The following is an 18251-nucleotide window of genomic DNA, read 5'->3' as shown; positions in this document are numbered from 1 at the left end:
GGCTCCTAACCTTGCGGGTCGCCGAGAATGAGGGTGAGGCCGTCGAGGCCGGTCACGGCGACTTCGTCGCCGGGCTTGAGGTCGCGCGGGCCGCGCGCGTGCCAGCGTTCGCTCTGGGCGAGAACATATCCCTCGCCCTCGCGCCATTCGACGATGCGCGCCTTGACGCCCGTCATGCCCTCGCGGCCCGTGGTGACGCGGCGGCGCTGTTCGCGCCAGACATAGCCGAGCAGCAGGATGAGCAGGAGGCCGGTCACGATGGTGGTGATGGCGATGACCGACCATGAAAGCTGGAACTCCGGTGCGTCGCTGTCCACCAGCATGGTGGCGCCGATGACGAAGGCGACAAGCCCGCCAAGTCCCAGCGCGCCGAATGTGGGCGTTACGGCTTCGGCCACCATCAGCCCGATGCCGAGCGCGATGAGCGCAAGCCCCGCATAGTCGAGCGGCAGCTGGTTCAGCGCATAAAAGCCCAGCACGAGGCAGATCGAGCCGATGATGCCGGGGCCGAAGCTGCCCGGATTGGAAAACTCGAAGATCAGGCCGTAAATACCGATCATCATCAGCACGAAGGCAACATTGGGGTGGCTGATGAGGGAGAGCAGCTTCGTCAGGAAACTCGGCTCGATGGTCCGCACGATGAGCCCTTTGGTTTCAAGCGTCACCTTGCCCGCGCCCGTCACCACTTCGCGCCCGTCGGCCTTTTCCAGCAACTCGCCGATATTGCCCGCGAGTAGCTCGACGACATTCTGTTTCACGGCGTCGCTGGCCGTCAGGCTCGCGCCGTCGCGCACGGCTTCTTCCGCCCACTCGGCGTTACGGCCGTGCAGTTCGGCGAGGCCGCGAATGAGCGCGACGGCATCATTGACGATCTTGTGTTCCATCGCCGTGCCGCCGGACGGTGCCTTGCCGCCATCGGCATCTTTCGTCTCGGGCGTCTTGTCATCTTCTCCCAGCCCCGGCAGGCCGCCGCCGCCCATCTGAACGGGCGTTGCGGCGCCGAGATTGCTGCCCGGCGCCATGGCGGCGAGGCTGGTCGCATACATGATGTAGGTGCCGGCGCTGGCCGCATGGGCGCCTGCGGGCGCAACATAACCGATGACGGGGATGTCGGCGGTGGTGATGAGCGAGATGATGTCCCGCGTGGAATCGACCAGACCGCCCGGCGTGTTGATGCGCAGGATGAGGATGTCCGCGCGCTCCGCTTCCGCGGTTTCGATGGCCTCGCCAATCTGCTTCACCGTGGCGGGGCCGATGGCGCCGGTAATGTCGGAAAGGGCGGCGATGCCGCTTCGCTGCTCCTGCCGCTCGGCCGCGCCGGGGGCTGCCGCCCACAGAACGAGCCCTGCCAGCGCCAGAGCGGCGGCAGCGAGGTGGCGCATCTTTGCGGGAACGGTTTTCACCTTTTTGTTTCCCTGTATTCCTCCGGGCCCCAAGTCTGCCAGAGGGGCCCGGCAACACCAAGGCTTTCCGGCAAGGCGACGGGGGCTGCCCTCTCTCAGGGAGGCTTTCCGGCAGTTTCGGCCGAGGCGACGATGCCTTTTGCGCTGATCGATGTGGGTGGAAGCCCCGGCTAGGGATATGCTCGGGGCCGGACGCCGGTTTCCTGCCAGGGGAGGCGGCGAACATAAAACCGTCATCCCTCTGTCGATACTGCTGCCTATGAGTGTTCGTAAAAAGTCCGGTGGGGTGCCGCCGTCCGATATCCCGCTCTTTCCTGCGCGTGTGGGCCTGCGCCATGGCGCGGTGCCGGGGCGCGCGCGGTACTCTGTGGACGGCCTTTACCGCTCCGCCGTCACGCGGGCAAAGCTGGAACACGGGCTGGCGGGCGATCCGCAGGTGACGCGCGCCCGTATCGACCTGAGGACGGGCAATCTGCTGGTGGAGTTCGACCGGGCGCTGAGCCATGAGGAGATGGCCTGGCGTATCGACGGGCTGCTCGACGGCAAAGCCATGGCGCCGGGCGTCGCGAAAGATCCGGTATCTCCCCGACAGAACAAGCCGGGCCGGAAAAAGCCGGTGCCGGGCACGCATGAGCCGTCACCGGCCTCCGCGCCCCGTGTCGCGGAAGGCTGGCATGCCGTTCCTCTGGAAGAAGCGCTTGCCGCCGTCGCCGCCCGCCGCGAAGGGCTGGGCGTGGAAGAGGCCGCGTCGCGCCTGCGCGAGCAAGGCCCCAATGAATTGCCTGTCGGCGAGCCGCGCTCGGATCTCGCGCTCTTCCTCGATCAGTTCAAGAGCCTGCCCGTCGCCATGCTGGGCGGTTCCGCGATCATGTCGTTTGCAACCGGCAGTCCGCTCGATGCGCTGGTGACGCTGGGCGTCGTCGGGGCCAATGGCGGCGTCGGTTATGCGATGGAGTCGGGCGCGGAAAAGACGATCCGCGACATTACCGGCCATGGCGAACATCGCGTGCTTGTCCGGCGCGAAGGCGCGGTGCGCGACATCGCCTCTCGCGAGGTCGTGCCCGGCGATATTGTGGTGCTCACACCTGGCGCCTTTATCGAGGCCGATGCGCGCATCATCGAGGCGATCGGGTTGACGGTGGACGAATCCTCGCTGACGGGCGAAAGCGTGCCCGTGCCCAAACATGCGGGGACGCTGGACGACCGCGACGCGCCGCTCGGCGAGCGCGCCAATTGTATTTTTCGCGGCACCATCGTCGATGGCGGCAGCGGGCTTGCCGTCGTCATGGCGACAGGCGTCGAAACGGAAATCGGACGTATCCAGGCGCTGACCGGTGAGGCGCGCCCGCCCCAGACCCCCATCGAGCGCGAGCTGGAGCGGATGGGGCGGCATCTCGTCTATCTCTCGCTCGGCGTGTGCGGCGGCGTCTTCGCGCTGGGCGTGGCGCGCGGTCTCGGCACCATGCCGATGCTCAAAAGCGCGGTCGCGCTGGCGGTCGCCGCGGTGCCCGAGGGCCTGCCTGCCATCGCCACCAGCACGCTGGCGCTCGGCCTCGGGGAACTGAAAAAGAAGAATGTGCTGGTGCGCCGTCTGGAAGCGGTCGAAGGGCTCGGTTCCCTCAACGTGCTCTGTTTCGACAAGACGGGCACGCTCACCCAGAACAAGATGACGGTGGAAAGCCTGCTTGTGGGAGCGGAGACGGTTCATCTGGGAGTGGACGGGTTCGGCACGGAAGACGGTCATGCCGATCTCACACGCCATGAAATGAAGAAGTTTCTGGAAGTCGCGGCGCTCTGTTCGGAGGTCAGGATCGAGCAGAACGGGAACGGTCCCCTGTTTCACGGATCGCCCACGGAAGTGGCGCTTGTCGACCTTGCCGCGCGCGGCGGTGTCGATGTCGCCGCGGTTCGCGACGACAATCCCGCGGATCGTATCGTCTATCGCACCGAGCGGCGCAAATTCATGGTCTCGCGCCATCATCGCATTTCGGAAGAAAAGATCTCTCTGGCGGTGAAGGGCAGTCCCGATCAGGTGTTGCAGCACTGCCGTGTCATGGAAGTGGATGGCGTTCTCGGCGTGATCGACGACGCGGCGCGGGCGCGGATCGTTGCGGAGAATGAAAGGCTCGGCGGCGAAGGCCTGCGCGTGCTCGGGCTTGCCTATAGTCATGACCCGGGGAACGATCCGGACGATCCGAAAGACCTCATTTGGCTCGGTCTTGTGGCAATGAAGGATCCGTTGCGGGGCGGCATGGCCGATCTGATGGCCGAGTTCCACAAGGCGGGTATCCGTACCGTGATGATTACGGGCGACCAGCCGGCGACAGCCCATGCCATTGCGCGCGAAGTCGGCCTGGCGGGCGACGCGGCGCCGGTGGTCGTCGATGCGGCGAAGCTCGACAGCCTTTCGCCGGAAGAGTTCCGAAGGACGATCGCGAGCGGCAATGTGTTTGCGCGGGTAAGCCCGGCCCGAAAGCTGGAAATCATCCGGGCGCTTCAGGAAACGGGCATGCGTGTCGGCATGACGGGCGACGGCATCAATGACGGCCCGGCGCTTCGGGCCGCCGATGTCGGGATCGCCATGGGGCAGGGCGGCGCGCAGTCGGCGCAGGATGTCGCCGATGTCGTCATTCGCGATGACGATCTCACCACGCTCGGCGCGGGCATCGCGCAGGGGCGTGCGACCTATGCGAATATCCGCAAGGCAATCCATTTCCTGCTGGCGACGAACCTTTCGGAGATCGCGGTGATCGCGGCGGAAACGATGTCACCGGGCGACCAGCTCGAATCGCCCATGGAGATGTTCTGGATCAATCTGGTGACGGATGTGCTGCCCGCGCTGGGTCTTGCGCTGGAAGAGCCGGAACAGGGCATCATGTCCGTGCCGCCGCGCGATCCCGACGCGCCGATGTTCACGCCGGACTATTACAAGATGCTGGCAAGCGAGGCGGGGATTATTTCCGCCTCCGCGCTTGCCGCGCATGGATATGGATTGCTGCGTTACGGGCCAGGGCCGCGCACGCGCAGCCTGACCTTTTCCACACTGGTCGGCGCTCAGCTTCTTCATGCGCTTTCCTGCCGGCACGACCGTTTCCACGGGCTCACCGGCGGCGAGCTGTTCGGCAACAAATATCTGAACGGCACGCTCGCGGCTGCGGGCGCGCTTCAGGTGCTGCCGCTGGCCTGGCCGCCGCTCCGCCGCCTGCTGGGTCTCGCGCCGATCGGGATTTCCGACGGGCTCGTCATTGGCGGCGGCATGCTCGCCTCGTTCGCGGGCAATGAATATCTGCTGGCGCGGCGCACGATGAAGGATGCCGCGTCGCACCCCGTCTCCTGACCCCGCAATGACGCCGGAAGCTATTCCCCCGGCGCGCCCTTGTCGGTCTCGCCTTCGAAGGATGCCGAGCGAAGAGAGTTCAGTGCGTACCAGAGGGCGGAGAAGGCAGGCATGGCGATGCGCCCGCGCGCGAGCTGCACCACCGCGACCAGAGAGAAAAAGAGAAACATGGCGGTGTTCACATCGAACGAGCCCGACGAATTGCGACGGAGCATCGTCTCGACATCACGCATCCGTTCGCGCAAACCCGTCATGGCGTCGGGGGCCGGTCCAGGCTCTTCCAGAACGAATAGCCCCGCCTCGATGGCGCCCTTGCCGATCTCGCCGAAATCGCCCTGATACCGGATGAGAAGGCCCGCCGTCAGCGGATTGGCCTCGACCGAATAGACGCCCGGCAGATCGATCATCGCATGGGCGAGCTTCTCAAGGGCCTCGCGTTGGCGCCGTAAGGCGGGCACGCGGATGCGGGCACGCTCTTGCGTCAGATGTTCGAGATTTGCGGATGGCGGCGGCGGGGCGGTGCGTTTCGTCGCACGGCGCTTCGTGGCGGGTTTGCGCGTCGTCGCGCTTTTGGCGGCTGTCTTCTTGCCAGTCTTCTTTTCCGGGCCGTCCTCTTTCTTCGCGGGCATATCAGCCCTCGCCGGACGGGTTGCGGCTTTCGGCGAGTTCGGCTTCCGCCTCGGCATAGGCGTCTTCGACGATTTCCATGAATTCGGCGAAGCTCTCGCCCGCGCGTTCGGCGAGAATGACCGCCGTCTTGGTTGCGGTCTTGGCCGCCGGTTTGGCGGCGCGCAGCAGGGCGGGGGCGATGACGGGGCCGAAGACGAGGGCGCCGGCGGCTGTTGCGCCAAGGGCGGCCAGACCGAATGTGAGGCGTACAGACAAGCTATTCTCCCGCGGTTGCGCTGCGTTCAGTCAAAGTCCGAAAGGCAAGTGTGCTTTGACATTGTGACGGGCACAACCGCAAACGTGCCATGGCGGTCGATGCGAAAAAGGGAGCGCTCTTGAAAAGAGCGCTCCCCGGATCCTTTGCCGCAATGTCGGCGCTTCGATCAACTTTCGACCTTGTGACCGGCTTTCTTCCAGGCTTCGATGCCGCCTTCCAGATAGAAGCCTTCGCAGCCGCCGGCGCAGCCCGAAAGCTGGTTTTCGAATTTCTGGGTCCGCATGCCGCCCTTGCAGTGGAACACGACCGGCTTGTCGCCGAGATCGGCGATCGGGTCGTTACCGATGCCGGACAGCGGGACGAGTTTGGCGCCGGGAATGCGTTCCGCGGCGGTCTCGTTCGGTTCGCGAATATCCACCAGCACGCAATCGCCATCGGCGAGCCATTTCTCCACGGTCTTCACGTCAACGGGCTTCAAAGACATTGTTCGTTCCTTATTTCTTCACGCCGGGCGGACAGAAGATGCCGACCAGTGTGTTGATAATGGCGAGGGCCGCGGGGGAGGCGAGGTGATAGTAGATGGTCTGCGCTTCGCGCCGCGTCTCGACCAGCCCGAGATCGCGCAACACGGCCAGATGCTGCGACAGGGCCGACTGGCCGATGCCGATCAGGTCCTGTATCTGGCCGACCGACAGTTCCCTGTCCGCGATCTGGCACATGATGAGCAGGCGGCGCTCATTCGACATGGCGCGCAATAGTTGAGCGGCATCCGCTGCGCTTTGCTCAAGTTCCATGATGGTTGCATCGACCGTTTCGACCATCTTGCTACTCCCGGCTGCCCGGCAGCCTTTCATGAGTTACTTATATAAGAGATATATAATATATTCAAGGCCCGGTTGGATCGGCTTGCGATACCGCGATCAGCGCTGCGACCCGGCGGCTCGCCCCGATGCCCGCCCTCAGGCCGGTGGCAAGACATGCGGTCAGCAGATAGCCGCCTGTCGGCGCTTCCCAATCGAGCATCTCCCCGGCGCAGAACGTGCCGGGAAGAGCTTTAAGCATCATATCTCCATCCAGCGCGTTTTGTGTAATGCCACCTGCCACGCTGATGGCGCTTTCCATGGATGTCGGGTTTGCGAGCCGCAGGGGCAGGGCCTTGATCGCATCCGCAAGCGTTTCGGGAGAGGAAAAAGCCTCCTTTACCGCGCATTCCCGCAGCAGGGCGGCCTTGACCCCTGAAATGCCCGCCGCCTTGCGTAGGTGGTTGGCAAGGGATGCCTTGTGGTGCGGACGGGAAAGATCGCGGACGAGCCTTTCCCGCGGTCGGTCGGGTGTGAGATCGAGGTAAAGCGTCGTCTCTCCCGCCCGTTCGATTTCGTCGCGCAGAAAGCGCGAAAGCGCATAGACAGCGCCGCCCTCGACGCCTGACGCCGTGACGACGAACTCTCCCTCGATCCGTCGTTCGCCGAATGTGAGCGCGACGGATTTCACCGGCATACCCGCAAAGCGCTCGCGCATATGGGTCGACCATTCCGTTTCGAACCCGCAATTGGCGGGCCGGAAGGGGCGCAGGTCCACGCCCCGCGCCGCCAGCAGGCCGATCCAGTCGCCGCGTGAGCCGAGGCGCGGCCAGCTCGCCCCGCCTAGCGCCAGCACGGTTGCGTCCGCTGCAATACGTACTTCGCCCTCCGGCGTGTCGAAGGTCAGCGCGTCCTGTTCGTCCCAGCCGGTCCAGCGGTGTCGCACATGTAGCGTCACGCCTTTTCCGTCCAGGCGGCGAAGCCAGGCGCGCAGCAGCGGCGAGGCTTTGAAGCTTTTGGGAAAGATGCGGCCCGAGGAGCCGACAAAGGTTTCCTGCCCGAGCCCTTCCGCCCAGGCGATCACCTCCTTCGGTCCGAAGGCGCGCAAGGCGGGGGCGAGCCAGTCCGCCGCCTCGCCATAGCGCGCGAGGAAGGCGTCGAAGGCTTCGGAGTGCGTCAGGTTGAGCCCGCCGCGCCCCGCCATCAGCAGCTTCCGGCCGAATGAGGGCATGGCGTCATAGACATGGATGGCGGCGCCCGGCGCCCTGTCGGCTATCGCCTCGGCGGCCATCAGGCCCGCCGGGCCGCCGCCTATGATGATCGCTTTGGGGCTTTCCTTGGTCATGGCGGGGGAACTTAATCGGCTTCCGATTATGATAGAAGCGGATTTCCGATTCAGAACTGCGCGAAGAGCATGACCGACAGGCTTCCTGAAATTTTCGTCGATGCCGATGCTTGCCCCGTCAAGGCGGAGGTGGAGCGGGTGGCGACGCGCCACGGCCTCACCGTCCATATCGTCTCCAATAGCGGGATGCGACCGACCGGCAATCCGCTGCTGAAGCCGGTCGTGGTGCCGGAAGGCCCGGACGCGGCCGATGACTGGATCGTCGAGCATATCGGTGAGGGCGATATTGCCGTCACGGGCGACATTCCGCTCGCCTCGCGCTGCCTTGAAAAACAGGCCGCCGCGATCGGGCATGACGGCAAGCCGTTTACGGCATCCAGCATCGGCATGGCGCTCGCCATGCGCGACCTGATGAAGGATCTGCGCGAGACCGGAGAGGTGAAAGGGAGCGGCCGCGGCTTCACCCGTGACGACCGCTCCCGTTTTCTTCGTGCGCTGGAAAGCGCGGTGCAGGCGCGATTGCGCGCGCGTTAGCTCGCCTTGGCGTCCTCGGCCGTTTCGCCCGGCGCGAAAGTCATCGCCACGCCGTTCATGCAGTAGCGAAGGCCCGTGGGCGGCGGGCCGTCGTCGAAGACATGGCCCAGATGGCCGCCGCAGCGGCGGCAATGCACTTCCGTGCGTGTCATGAAGAAGGAGCTGTCCTCCGAGGTGCCGATGGCATTGGGCAGGGGCTCGTAGAAGCTCGGCCAGCCGGTGCCGCTGTCGAATTTTGCCTCGGACGAATAAAGCGCGAGATCGCAGCCGGCGCAGTGATAGATACCGGCGCGCTTTTCCTTGTCGAGGGGGCTCGAATAGGAGCGCTCCGTTCCGTGATCGCGCAGCACGTAATATTGCTGCTTGGTGAGCTGTGCTTTCCATTCCGCGGGCGTTTTCGTGATTTCGAACGCTTCCTTGTTCGCGGGGCTTGCGTCGGCGCTGCTCCGCCACGCCCAGGCGCCTGCGCCGAGCAGGGCCGCGCCACTCACGCCTGCCAGAAAGCCGCGTCGTGTCGTCTTGTTCATGGTCGCCTCCTTTTTTGCTCAGTGTTCCGCGGGTTCGCCGCCGCGCGCCTCGTCGCCCCAGAGCTGGTCGAGGCGCTGATCGCGGCCGCAATTCCAGCGGTAGAATTTGTAGCGGAGCGGATTCTTCAGATAGTAATCCTGATGATAGGTCTCGGCCGGGTAGAAGGGCCGGGCGTCCACGATCTCGGTCTGGATGGGCCTTTTGAAACGGCCGGACTTTTCCAGCGCCTGCTTGCTTTCCTCGGCGAGTTTCTTCTGCTCCGGCCCGTGGGTGAAGATGGCGGTGCGGTACTGATAGCCGACATCGCAGAACTGCGCGTTCTTCCGCAGCGGGTCGGTATTGCGCCAGAAGATGTAGAGCAGCTTCTTGTAGCCGACCTTGGCGGGATCGTAGGTGATCTGCACGGCCTCGGCATGGCCGGTGCCGCCTTCGGACACCTGTTCATAGGTCGGGTTCTTCACATCGCCGCCGGTATAGCCGGAAACGACTTTCTTCACGCCGTCCAGTTTTTCGAAGGGCGGTTCCATGCACCAGAAGCAGCCGCCCGCAAAGGTGGCGACCGCCAGATGGGCGCCTTGATCCGGGTTCGGCGCCATGGCCGCGTCGTCCGCGCTCGCGCCGCGCCCGGTCAGGCTCGCAAGCAGCAGCAGCGCCATGAAGGTCAGGGCGGCGAGGCCGAGGGTCTTTGCGGTCTGTAATTTCATGGTCGTTCTTCCCGGGTTTCTGTCTCTTGCGGTTTTGCGGCGGGGTCGCCTCATTTCTGAATGTAGGCCCCCAGGCGCTTCCTTTCCTCACACAAGCGATCACGCTTGCGCGATCAGCTTTGGCAGGCGGGAATGCCGATTGTTGATCTAGGCCATGGACGCCATGCGACAAATTGACATATCCTTTCTTGAGGTATGGTTTTGTCGGGAGGAGGCGACCATGGGCGTAGCACTCAGCCATGAGGGCCAGAAAGCAGGCGGTGGATCCGGTTCCATCGAAATCGCAAAGATCAGGGCGGACGATCCATGGATCTGGATTCGGCGCGGCTGGGCGGATATGGGCCGCGCGCCCCTGGTCAGCCTGAGCTACGGGCTCGGATTTTCCGCCATTTCCGCCGCGCTGGTCGCGGCGATGTTCTGGCTGAATGCGAGTTCGCTCGCGCTGGCTGCCGGTGCCGGCTTCATGATCGTGGGGCCGATGCTGGCCGTCGGCATGTATGAGGCGAGCCGCCGGATGGAAAGCGGGCGCCATGTGGCGCTTTTCGACGTGCTGTTCGTTTCCACGCGCAGCCCCGCCCAGCTTGCCTTTATGGGCATCATACTGATGGGCGTGTTCCTGGTGTGGATGCGGGTGGCGACGCTGCTCTTCGCGCTCTTTTTCGGCGATAGCGGGTTTCCGCCGCTTCCGGACTTCATTCCCACATTGCTGCTGACGCCGCATGGGCTGAGCCTGCTTGTGGTGGGCACCATTGTCGGCGCGGTGCTGGCGGTCTTCACCTTCGCCCTTTCCGCGATCTCCGTGCCGCTTCTCATGGCGCGGGATGTGGACGCCGTCACGGCGGTCCTTGCCAGCTTTCAGGCGGTTCGGAAGAATTTCTGGCCGATGATGCTCTGGGGCTGGATCATCGCCTTTGCGATGGGCTTCGGCATCGCCACGCTGTTTATCGGCATGATCTTCACCTTCCCGCTGGTGGGCCACGCCACATGGCATGCCTATCGCGCACTGGTGAAGAACTGAGGCCGATCAGTCTTTCTTTTCAGCGTCTCTTTTCGGCGGCGGCGGGTTTTCCATCTCGTCATCGTCGAAAAGGATGCGCTGGGCGGCCCCTTCCATGTCGTCATACTGTCCGCTTTTGAGCGACCAGAGGAAGGCGGCAAGCCCCAGTCCGCCCAGAATGAGGGCGGCGGGCACGAGATAGATCAGGACAGCCATAATCTCTTCCCTGGCAGGTGTCAGTCGATCCTGCGCCAGTTGAGGCGCACCGCATTGAGCGTGACGGTGATCGACGAGGAGGACATCGCGATTGCCGCGATGAGCGGGGTCACGTAGCCGGCAACGGCCAGCGGCACCGCGATGGCATTATAGACCAGCGCCAGCCCGAAATTCTGCACGACCAGTCGCCGCGCTCCGCGCGCGATACGGATCGTTTCGACGATGGGCTTGAGGTCCGCGCCCTGGAAAATGAAATCGGCGGCGGTCTGGCTCACATCGGCGGCGCTGGAGGGCGACATGGAAACATGCGCCGCCCGCAGCGCGGGCGCATCGTTGAGGCCGTCGCCTACCATCAGCACCTTGCGGCCCTGCGCGCGGAGTTCTTCCAGCCGGGCGATCTTTTCGTCCGGCCGGGCTTCGGCGCGCCAGTCGGCGATGTTCAGCTTGTCTGCCAGCTCGCGGACGACTTCCTCCCGGTCGCCGGACAGGAGTTCGATCGCGAAGCCTTCGCGCGTCAGCCGGTCGATGGTTTCGGCGGCGTCGCTTCGGGCCCTGTCGGCAAAGCGGAACTGTCGCGGTGTCTCCCGGCCTTTGGCAAGCCAGAGTTCGGGGCCGGCATGGGAGGAGGCTTCGCCGGCGGTGCCCGTGAAGTTGCGATTGCCGAGCCGCACCGTTTCCCCGTCCAGCACCGCTTCCATGCCCATGCCGGGCACTTCGTGTATATCGGAGAGGGCGGGGGCGGCGATATCGGCCCCATGGGCTGCGAGCGCCCTTGCCAGCGGGTGGCGGCTTTGCCGGGCCAGCGCTACGGCAAGCGCGATCTCCGCCGGGCCCGCCTCGCCCGACGAGACGAGTTCCGGCTCGCCCAGCGTCAGCGTGCCGGTCTTGTCGAAGACAATGGTGTCCGCATCGGCCAGCTTTTCCAGCCCGTCCGACGCCTTGACCAGGACGCCATGCTTCAAAAGCCTGCCGGTGGCGACCACCTGCACCACCGGCACGGCAAGGCCGAGCGCGCAGGGACAGGTGACGATGAGGACGGCGATGGCATGGGTGAAGGCCGTTTCCCAGCCCGCGCCGAGCGCAAACCAGAGCGCGAGCGTGGCGGCGGCCAGAATATGCACGGCAGGCGCATAGATGCGGGCGGCGCGGTCGGCCAGCCGCACATAGCCGGCGCGGCCCTGTTCGGCGGATTCCATCAGCCGCACGATTTCGGCCAGCAGGGAATCGTCGTCGCGCTTCGTGACGCGCAGGGTGAGCGGCGCGGAAATATTGAGCGTGCCCGCAAAGACCTTCGAGCCCGGCGCCACCGCCGTCGGCACGCTTTCGCCCGTGACGAGGCTCGTATCGATATCGGCGCGGCCGGTCAGCACCTCGCCGTCGGCGGGGATGCGTGTGCCGGAGGCGACGCTCACCTTCATGCCGGGTTCTAGGTTCTCGACGGGGACGGAATGCTGCGTGCCGTCCGGCCCGATCACGGTTGCCGCCATGGCGCGCAGGCCGAGCAGGTTCTGCGCGGCGGAGCAGGCTTTCGCCCGCGCCTGAACGTCCAGATAGCGACCGATCAGCAGGAAGAAGAGCAGTGTCACGCTGGCGTCGAAATAGACATGGCTCGCATTGACGATGGTCTGGATCAGGCTCATGCCCGTCGCCAGCAGCACGGCCAGCGAAATCGGCACATCCATGTTCATTGTCCGCGCGCGCAGGGCGCGAAGCGCGGAGCGGAAGAAGGGCTGGCCCGCATAGGCGATGGCGGGCAGCGCGATCAGCGCCGAGATCCAGTAGAAGAAGGCGCGGGTGGAAAGCTCCATGTCGCTTGCAAGCCCGGCCCAGACACCCACCGAGATGAGCATCACATTGGCCGCGGCAAAGCCTGCCACGCCGAGCGCGCGCAGCAGGCGGCGCTCTTCCGTCTCGTCAAGCGCGCTCAGGAGCTTGGGGTCGAAGGGAACGGCCTCGAAGCCCGTATCGGCGAGCTTTTCCACGATGTCGGCGGGTTTCAGCTGCGCGGGCTGCCAGCGGACGGCGACGCGCTTGGTCGAGAGATTGGCGCGGGCATATTCCACGCCCGGCAATTCGTTCAGGCCCCGTTCGACCTTTCTCAGGCAGCCGGCGCAATGCATGTCCTGCACGACGAGATCGATCTGGGCGAGACCTTCGGATGTCTTGCGCACGAAAAGAGACGGGTCGACGCGCCCGGCTTTCGGTCCGGCCGCCTTTTCCCTGTCGGTTCCCTGGCCGCTGCCGGCCTCGCTTGCTGCTGTCTCGTTCAACTGGTTGCCCCTTTCCCGAGGCGGGGCCGCCGATATCCGTTCAGCGGCCGATCAGGACGCGCTTTTCCTGTACGAATTTTTCGCCCCGGGGACCTTCGGCTGAAATGCGCACCAGCCAGTTCCCCGTCCATTGCAGATCCGCGTCGCCTTCATAAAGACCGGGTGCGGTCTGAACGAGGTCAAGCGTGCGGTCGCCGCCCTTCGCCACGGGCCGCCAGAAGGTGCCGTTGACGCGGAGCCCGGTCAATGGCGCGCCCCCGGCATCGGCGAAGCGGACCTGGAGATGCGTCTTGTTGCCTGCGCCGAGGACGAGCTCTTCCTCGATGTCGGCGGTCCAGCCGAGTTTTTGCTGGGCCTTCATCGCCTCCAGATTATGGTTATAGGCGCGGCCCTTCTGGTAGGCGTCGTTGATTTCGATGCCGGAGAAGGTCGAGATCGCCCAATAGGCCATGTAGCCATTGGCGCCGAAAACGATGCCGAAGAAAAGCAGGAAGAAGCCGAGGACGTGCCAGCCGGTCAAGCGACCGAAGAAGCCGGGCTTTTTCATTCGTTCCACGTTGCTCATTTCTCCGGTCCCTTGAAGTTCACTTCCTTGGACGACACTTCGCCCGTCTCCAGATTGGTCGCCTTGAAGGTGAAGGCGGCTTCACCGGATTTGAGCTGGCCAAGGCGGTCGGCCGGCAGCGCCACGAAGAACTTGGCGGAGGCCAGGTCGTCCGGGGCAACGTCGACTTCGGTGTTGTCGGCGTCCGTCGCGCCGCCGCGCAGCAGCACGGCGCCCTTGAGGCCGTCGAGGCTCACATCGAAGGCCTGCGGCTTGTGCTCCTTGTTGATGATCTTAACCTCGAAACCGTTGCGGATCGAGCCATCGGAAAGCTGCACGAAGAGCGGGTTTCTGTCAGCCAGCACGCTGATGGTCTGCGTGTCCCGGTTGAGGAGCGCGACCAGCATGATGATGCCGACCAGCGCCCAGACCGCCGTATAGAGGATGGTGCGCGGCCGGATGATGCGGAAACGCGGCTTTTCGCCGTTCTTGCGGCGTTCCATGTTCTGGATGGTGTCGTAGCCGATCAGGCCGCGGGGCCGTTCGACGCGATCCATGATTTCGTTGCAGGCGTCGATGCACAGCGCGCACTGGATGCACTCAAGCTGCATGCCGTCGCGAATGTCGATGCCCATGGGGCAGGCGGCCACGCATTGACCGCAATCGATGCAGTCGCCGCGGTCGTCCCAGCTCGCGCCCTTCTTGTGGGGGCCGCGCGGTTCGCCGCGATCGATCTCGTAGGAGACCAGCAGGGATTCCTCGTCGAACATGGCGCCCTGAATGCGCGGCCAGGGGCACATATAGATGCAGACCTGTTCGCGTGCGAGGCCGCCCAGCAGATAGGTGGTGAAGGCGAAGAGTGCGACGAAGGTATAGGCGACCGGCGCGGCGTCGAAATGCAGGAATTGCTGCGCGAGCGTGGGCGCGTCGTCGAAATAGAAGACGAAGGCGCCGCCCGTTGCGATGGCCACCAGCATCCAGCTCAGATGTTTGCCGAGCTTGCGGGCGAGATTGGCGGGCTTGAACTTCTGCTTGTCGCGGCGGATGCGGGCGGAGCGGTCGCCTTCCCAGAAGCGTTCGATATGGATGAAGAGATCGGTCCAGACCGTTTGCGGGCAGGTGTAACCGCACCAGACGCGCCCGGCGACGGAGGTGAGGAGAAAGAGGCCGAGCGCGGCGAGGATGAGCAGGCCGGTGATGTAATAGAATTCCTGCGGCCAGATCTCGAGGAAGAAGAAATAGAAGCGCCGCGCGGGGAAGTCGAGCAGCACGGCCTGGTCGGGCAGGCCCGGTGCGCGTTCCCAGCGAATCCAGGGCAGCGTGTAGTAGACGCCGAGCGTGAGCGCCATCACGATCCATTTCAGCTTCCTGAAATTGCCGTGGACGAGCTTGGGGTAAACCTTCTGGCGCGACTGGTAGAGGGGACGGTTTTTCTGGGCGTTGACCGGGGTTACCGCTTCTTCTCCGCCGCCTGCATTGGCGGAGGCTTCCGCGACCAGGGCATCGAGACCGCTGTTCACACCATTATTTTCCGGGGACAAGGTTTCGGACATCTGCTTCTGCCAAACTCTGAGTGAGGTACCTGAACTGTAACGGGCTGACCGCGAATGCTCCATGACCTCTGTCAAAACGTATCGGTCAAAGAAGAGCCCGGCGCTGCTTTCGCAGGCCGGGCTGATCTCTCGCTTGCGCTGGTGAGGCGGGTGTTACTCACCGCCGCCCAGCGAATGCACATAGAGCGTCAGCGACTTGATAGTGCCTTCGTCGAGGCGTCCGCCCCAAGCTGGCATGACGCCGCTGCGTCCCTTTGACACGGTTTGTTCGATGGTGGCCTTGTCGCCGCCATAGAGCCAGATCGCGTCCGTCAGATTGGGTGCGCCGAGCTGCTGGCTGCCCTTGCCGTTTTCACCATGACAGGCGACGCAGTTCTGGGCGAAAACGTCCGCGCCCTTCGCCGCCGCCTTGGCGTCGTATTTCTGGCCGGAAATCTCCAGCACATATTCGGCGACATCGTTGATCTGCTGCTTGTCCAGCATGCCCAGATCGCCGAAGGCCATCATGGTGTTCAGGCGGGTATCCTCGTCCCCTTCCCAGCGGATGCCGTGAAGCAGGGTGGTGTGGATATCGTCCAGCGTGCCGCCCCAGAGCCAGTTGTCGTCATTGAGGTTGGGGAAGCCCGGGCCGCCTGCCGCGCCGGAGCCATGGCAGGGTGCGCAGTTGTCGCCGAAAGCGGCTTTACCGGCGGCCAGTGCCACTTCGCTGAGCTTGGGGTTCTGCGCCAGCTCGGCGAGCGGGGCCTTGGCGATTTCCTGCATCACTTCCGAGCGGCCCGCCGCCACGGCGGCGAGTTCGTTGGCGACGCTACCGCGATCGCTATAGCCGATCACGCCTTCGGTGTAGGTCCACTGGCCGTTCCAGATGATCGGCCAGGCGGGCATGACGACCCAGTAGCCGACCGCCCAGAGGCAGCAGGCATAGAAGGTGTAGAGCCACCATTTGGGAAGCGGGTTGTTCAGTTCCCGGATCCCGTCCCAGCTATGGCCGGTGGTCTCGACGCCCGTGATATCGTCCTTGTGCTTTTCGCTCATTTTTCGGACTCCGTCTCGTCCTTGTGTACGGCCGCATCTGCGCCATCGGGCGTGTCGTCATCCTGCATAGGCAGGCTGGCCATGCGGTCGAATGTCCTCTTGTTGGACGGCCAGAGCGCGTAGGCAACGATGCCGAGAAAGAGCACGAAGAAGAAGATCAGACCGCCTGTGGCGAGCCATGTCCTCGAGAAATCGTATGCTTCCTGACCTGTCATGTTCTACGTCTCCGGTCGTCCTGTGATGACGTTGTTCCCGATGATCGGGGGCTATTGCTTGAAATCGGCATTCTCATAGGCGTTGAAGTCCACGAGTGTGCCGAGCATCTGCAGATAGGCGACGAGGGCGTCCAGTTCCGAAATCATCTCCGGATTGCCGTCGAAGTCGCGGGCGACCGCCTTGGGATAGCGCTGCATGAGCCCATCCGTGTCGGCGTCCGGTGTTGCCTGAGCTTCCAGATCGGCCTTTGCATCGGCGATGTCCTCATCCGAATAGGGCACGCCCGTCATGCGAAGAGCCTTCAGATCGCTCTGAATCTCGTCGTATTTGAGAGGCGTCTGCGCCAGGAAGGGATAGCCCGGCATGACCGATTCCGGCACCACGGAGCGCGGATCGTGCATGTGGAGCTTGTGCCATTCGTCGGAATATTTGCCGCCGATACGGGCAAGGTCGGGCCCCGTCCGCTTCGATCCCCACTGGAAGGGGTGGTCGTATTTGCTCTCGGCCGCCAGCGAGTAATGGCCATAGCGTTCCACTTCCGCGCGCAACGAGCGGATCATCTGGCTGTGGCAGAGATAGCAGCCCTCGCGGATGTAGATGTTGCGGCCTTCCAGCTCCAGCGGGGAGTAGGGGCGAACGCCGTCCACATCCTCGATGGTGCTCTTGATAAGGAAGGTCGGCACGATCTCGACCAGGCCGCCAATGGCAACCGCGATCAGGATCAGGACCAGCAGAAGGATCGAGTTCTTTTCGACCCGTTCGTGAGAGAAAGTGTTGTTTGCCATGATGTATGACCTCCCTTACTCGGCGGGCTGCGCAGCGGGCGCAGCATTGAGGCCGGAAGCGATGGCGGGGTGCTGCGATGCTTCGCCTGCACGTTCGCGTCCCCGTATGGTCATCCAGCAATTATAGACCATGATCAGCGCACCCGTGAGGAAGAGCACGCCGCCCAGCGCACGGATGACATAGAAGGGATGCATGGCCTCGACCGTTTCCACGAAGGAATATTCGAGGAAGCCCTGTGCGTCGTAAGCGCGCCACATCAGGCCCTGCAGGATACCCGACACCCACATCGCGGTGATGTAGAGCACGATGCCGATGGTGGCGATCCAGAAGTGCCAGCTGACAAGCGCCAGCGAGTACAGCCGCTCACGCTTCCACAGCCACGGCACGAGGCAGTAGACCGCGCCGAAGGACACGAAGCCCACCCAGCCCAGCGCACCGGAATGCACATGGCCGATGGTCCAGTCGGTGTAATGGGAGAGCGAGTTCACCGCCTTGATCGACATAACCGGACCTTCGAAGGTGGACATGCCGTAGAAGGCGACGGAAACGACCAGCATACGGATGACAGGGTCGGTCCTGAGCTTGTCCCAGGCGCCCGACAGCGTCATCAGGCCGTTGATCATGCCACCCCAGCTCGGCATCCACAGCATGATCGAGAAGGTCATGCCCAGCGTCTGCGCCCAGTCCGGCAGTGCCGTGAAGTGCAGATGGTGGGGGCCGGCCCAGATGTAGATGAAGATCAGCGACCAGAAATGGATGATCGACAGGCGGTAGGAATAGACCGGCCGCTCGGCGCGCTTGGGCACGAAGTAGTACATCATGCCGAGGAAGCCCGCGGTCAGGAAGAAGCCCACCGCGTTATGGCCGTACCACCACTGGATCAGCGCGTCCTGCACACCGGCGAACATGGCGTAGCTCTTGGAGGAGAAAGCGCTCTCCGGAATCGCCAGGTTGTTGCCCAGATGCAGCATCGCGATGGTGACGATGAAGGCGAGATAGAACCAGTTGGCCACATAGATGTGGGGTTCCTTGCGCTTGGCGAGCGTGACCAGGAACACCAGCAGGTACACGACCCAGACGATGGTGAGCCAGATATC

The 18251-nt window shown here is 64.1% G+C and carries 19 protein-coding genes; 3 read left to right on the top strand and 16 right to left on the bottom strand.

Going from position 1 to position 18251, the window contains the following annotated elements:
• Positions 1–5: 5 nt before the first annotated feature.
• Entirely contained in the window at positions 6–1403 is a 1398-nt protein-coding gene (locus CMI59_RS12865; protein ID WP_293328646.1) for a nodulation protein NfeD, read from the bottom strand.
• A 259-nt stretch (positions 1404–1662) separates the two neighbouring features.
• Between CMI59_RS12865 and CMI59_RS12860 the strand changes: the two genes are divergently transcribed.
• Complete coding sequence (locus tag CMI59_RS12860) at positions 1663–4740, top strand: cation-transporting P-type ATPase (protein ID WP_293328645.1); 3078 nt, start codon at positions 1663–1665, stop codon at positions 4738–4740.
• A 20-nt stretch (positions 4741–4760) separates the two neighbouring features.
• Here CMI59_RS12860 and CMI59_RS12855 read toward each other — a convergent pair whose 3' ends face one another.
• The 5 genes from CMI59_RS12855 to CMI59_RS12835 form a co-directional block, all read right to left on the bottom strand.
• Positions 4761–5369: an HMA2 domain-containing protein gene (locus CMI59_RS12855; RefSeq protein ID WP_293328644.1), complete on the bottom strand. Its 609-nt coding sequence runs from the start codon at positions 5367–5369 to the stop codon at positions 4761–4763.
• Position 5370: 1 nt separating this feature from the next.
• Positions 5371–5625 (bottom strand): DUF5132 domain-containing protein, encoded by a 255-nt coding sequence (locus CMI59_RS12850; RefSeq protein ID WP_293328643.1) that lies wholly within the window; start codon positions 5623–5625, stop codon positions 5371–5373.
• A gap of 167 nt (positions 5626–5792) precedes the next feature.
• A complete protein-coding gene (locus tag CMI59_RS12845; protein ID WP_293328642.1) occupies positions 5793–6110 on the bottom strand; it encodes a rhodanese-like domain-containing protein in 318 nt (105 codons plus the stop codon).
• Positions 6111–6120: 10 nt separating this feature from the next.
• Positions 6121–6447, bottom strand: coding sequence for a metalloregulator ArsR/SmtB family transcription factor (locus CMI59_RS12840; protein ID WP_293328641.1), 327 nt, complete (start codon positions 6445–6447; stop codon positions 6121–6123).
• Positions 6448–6511: 64 nt separating this feature from the next.
• On the bottom strand, positions 6512–7771 hold the full coding sequence (locus CMI59_RS12835; RefSeq protein WP_293328640.1) for a TIGR03862 family flavoprotein: 1260 nt from the start codon (positions 7769–7771) through the stop codon (positions 6512–6514).
• Positions 7772–7840: 69 nt separating this feature from the next.
• Here CMI59_RS12835 and CMI59_RS12830 point away from each other — a divergent pair, with 69 nt between their 5' ends.
• Positions 7841–8305, top strand: coding sequence for a YaiI/YqxD family protein (locus tag CMI59_RS12830; protein WP_293328639.1), 465 nt, complete (start codon positions 7841–7843; stop codon positions 8303–8305).
• On the opposite strand, the gene msrB is transcribed toward CMI59_RS12830, so the two are convergent.
• Together msrB and msrA are read right to left on the bottom strand one after the other, a co-directional pair.
• Positions 8302–8832, bottom strand: a complete 531-nt coding sequence (gene msrB / locus CMI59_RS12825) for a peptide-methionine (R)-S-oxide reductase MsrB (RefSeq protein ID WP_293328638.1) — start codon at positions 8830–8832, stop codon at positions 8302–8304. The two genes, CMI59_RS12830 and msrB, sit on opposite strands and share 4 nt — an antisense overlap.
• 18 nt (positions 8833–8850) lie before the next feature.
• Positions 8851–9537 carry a peptide-methionine (S)-S-oxide reductase MsrA gene (msrA, locus tag CMI59_RS12820; protein ID WP_293328637.1) on the bottom strand — a complete coding sequence of 229 codons (687 nt, stop codon included), beginning with the start codon at positions 9535–9537 and terminating at the stop codon, positions 8851–8853.
• Between the two features lie 220 nt (positions 9538–9757).
• Between msrA and CMI59_RS12815 the strand changes: the two genes are divergently transcribed.
• Positions 9758–10555 carry a DUF2189 domain-containing protein gene (locus CMI59_RS12815; RefSeq protein WP_293328636.1) on the top strand — a complete coding sequence of 266 codons (798 nt, stop codon included), beginning with the start codon at positions 9758–9760 and terminating at the stop codon, positions 10553–10555.
• 6 nt (positions 10556–10561) lie between these two features.
• Here CMI59_RS12815 and ccoS read toward each other — a convergent pair whose 3' ends face one another.
• The 8 genes from ccoS to ccoN all read right to left on the bottom strand — a co-directional run.
• Positions 10562–10750, bottom strand: a complete 189-nt coding sequence (gene ccoS, locus CMI59_RS12810) for a cbb3-type cytochrome oxidase assembly protein CcoS (RefSeq protein ID WP_293328635.1) — start codon at positions 10748–10750, stop codon at positions 10562–10564.
• A 20-nt stretch (positions 10751–10770) separates the two neighbouring features.
• Positions 10771–13020, bottom strand: a complete 2250-nt coding sequence (locus CMI59_RS12805) for a heavy metal translocating P-type ATPase (protein ID WP_293328634.1) — start codon at positions 13018–13020, stop codon at positions 10771–10773.
• Between the two features lie 40 nt (positions 13021–13060).
• A complete protein-coding gene (locus CMI59_RS12800; protein ID WP_293328633.1) occupies positions 13061–13585 on the bottom strand; it encodes a FixH family protein in 525 nt (174 codons plus the stop codon).
• Positions 13582–15117 carry a cytochrome c oxidase accessory protein CcoG gene (ccoG, locus tag CMI59_RS12795; RefSeq protein ID WP_293328632.1) on the bottom strand — a complete coding sequence of 512 codons (1536 nt, stop codon included), beginning with the start codon at positions 15115–15117 and terminating at the stop codon, positions 13582–13584. Before ccoG ends, CMI59_RS12800 begins: the two co-directional genes overlap by 4 nt.
• Before the next feature lie 153 nt (positions 15118–15270).
• Positions 15271–16152, bottom strand: a complete 882-nt coding sequence (ccoP, locus tag CMI59_RS12790; protein WP_293328631.1) for a cytochrome-c oxidase, cbb3-type subunit III — start codon at positions 16150–16152, stop codon at positions 15271–15273.
• Positions 16149–16367: a cbb3-type cytochrome c oxidase subunit 3 gene (locus tag CMI59_RS12785; RefSeq protein ID WP_293328630.1), complete on the bottom strand. Its 219-nt coding sequence runs from the start codon at positions 16365–16367 to the stop codon at positions 16149–16151. The genes ccoP and CMI59_RS12785 overlap by 4 nt, the downstream gene beginning before the upstream one ends.
• Before the next feature lie 51 nt (positions 16368–16418).
• Positions 16419–17153 (bottom strand): cytochrome-c oxidase, cbb3-type subunit II, encoded by a 735-nt coding sequence (gene ccoO / locus CMI59_RS12780; RefSeq protein ID WP_293328629.1) that lies wholly within the window; start codon positions 17151–17153, stop codon positions 16419–16421.
• 15 nt (positions 17154–17168) lie between these two features.
• On the bottom strand, positions 17169–18251 hold a 1083-nt coding region (gene ccoN, locus CMI59_RS12775; RefSeq protein ID WP_293328628.1), incomplete at its 5' end, for a cytochrome-c oxidase, cbb3-type subunit I.

This window comes from Parvibaculum sp., from assembly GCF_002684405.1.
Lineage (GTDB): Bacteria > Pseudomonadota > Alphaproteobacteria > Parvibaculales > Parvibaculaceae > Parvibaculum.
The sequence above is the reverse complement of the archived record's forward strand: the minus strand, read 5'-3'. Positions and strand labels throughout refer to the sequence as shown.

Bases quoted from the DNA above. Each gene is read 5' to 3' on its own strand.
- CMI59_RS12860 (WP_293328645.1), top strand. From the start codon at position 1,663: ATGAGTGTTCGTAAAAAGTCCGGTGGGGTGCCGCCGTCCGATATCCCG.
- CMI59_RS12855 (WP_293328644.1), bottom strand. From the start codon at position 5,369: ATGCCCGCGAAGAAAGAGGACGGCCCGGAAAAGAAGACTGGCAAGAAG.
- CMI59_RS12845 (WP_293328642.1), bottom strand. From the start codon at position 6,110: ATGTCTTTGAAGCCCGTTGACGTGAAGACCGTGGAGAAATGGCTCGCC.
- CMI59_RS12840 (WP_293328641.1), bottom strand. From the start codon at position 6,447: ATGGTCGAAACGGTCGATGCAACCATCATGGAACTTGAGCAAAGCGCA.
- CMI59_RS12835 (WP_293328640.1), bottom strand. From the start codon at position 7,771: ATGACCAAGGAAAGCCCCAAAGCGATCATCATAGGCGGCGGCCCGGCG.
- CMI59_RS12830 (WP_293328639.1), top strand. From the start codon at position 7,841: ATGACCGACAGGCTTCCTGAAATTTTCGTCGATGCCGATGCTTGCCCC.
- msrB (WP_293328638.1), bottom strand. From the start codon at position 8,832: ATGAACAAGACGACACGACGCGGCTTTCTGGCAGGCGTGAGTGGCGCG.
- msrA (WP_293328637.1), bottom strand. From the start codon at position 9,537: ATGAAATTACAGACCGCAAAGACCCTCGGCCTCGCCGCCCTGACCTTC.
- CMI59_RS12815 (WP_293328636.1), top strand. From the start codon at position 9,758: ATGGGCGTAGCACTCAGCCATGAGGGCCAGAAAGCAGGCGGTGGATCC.
- ccoS (WP_293328635.1), bottom strand. From the start codon at position 10,750: ATGGCTGTCCTGATCTATCTCGTGCCCGCCGCCCTCATTCTGGGCGGA.
- CMI59_RS12800 (WP_293328633.1), bottom strand. From the start codon at position 13,585: ATGAGCAACGTGGAACGAATGAAAAAGCCCGGCTTCTTCGGTCGCTTG.
- ccoG (WP_293328632.1), bottom strand. From the start codon at position 15,117: ATGTCCGAAACCTTGTCCCCGGAAAATAATGGTGTGAACAGCGGTCTC.
- ccoP (WP_293328631.1), bottom strand. From the start codon at position 16,152: ATGAGCGAAAAGCACAAGGACGATATCACGGGCGTCGAGACCACCGGC.
- CMI59_RS12785 (WP_293328630.1), bottom strand. From the start codon at position 16,367: ATGACAGGTCAGGAAGCATACGATTTCTCGAGGACATGGCTCGCCACA.
- ccoO (WP_293328629.1), bottom strand. From the start codon at position 17,153: ATGGCAAACAACACTTTCTCTCACGAACGGGTCGAAAAGAACTCGATC.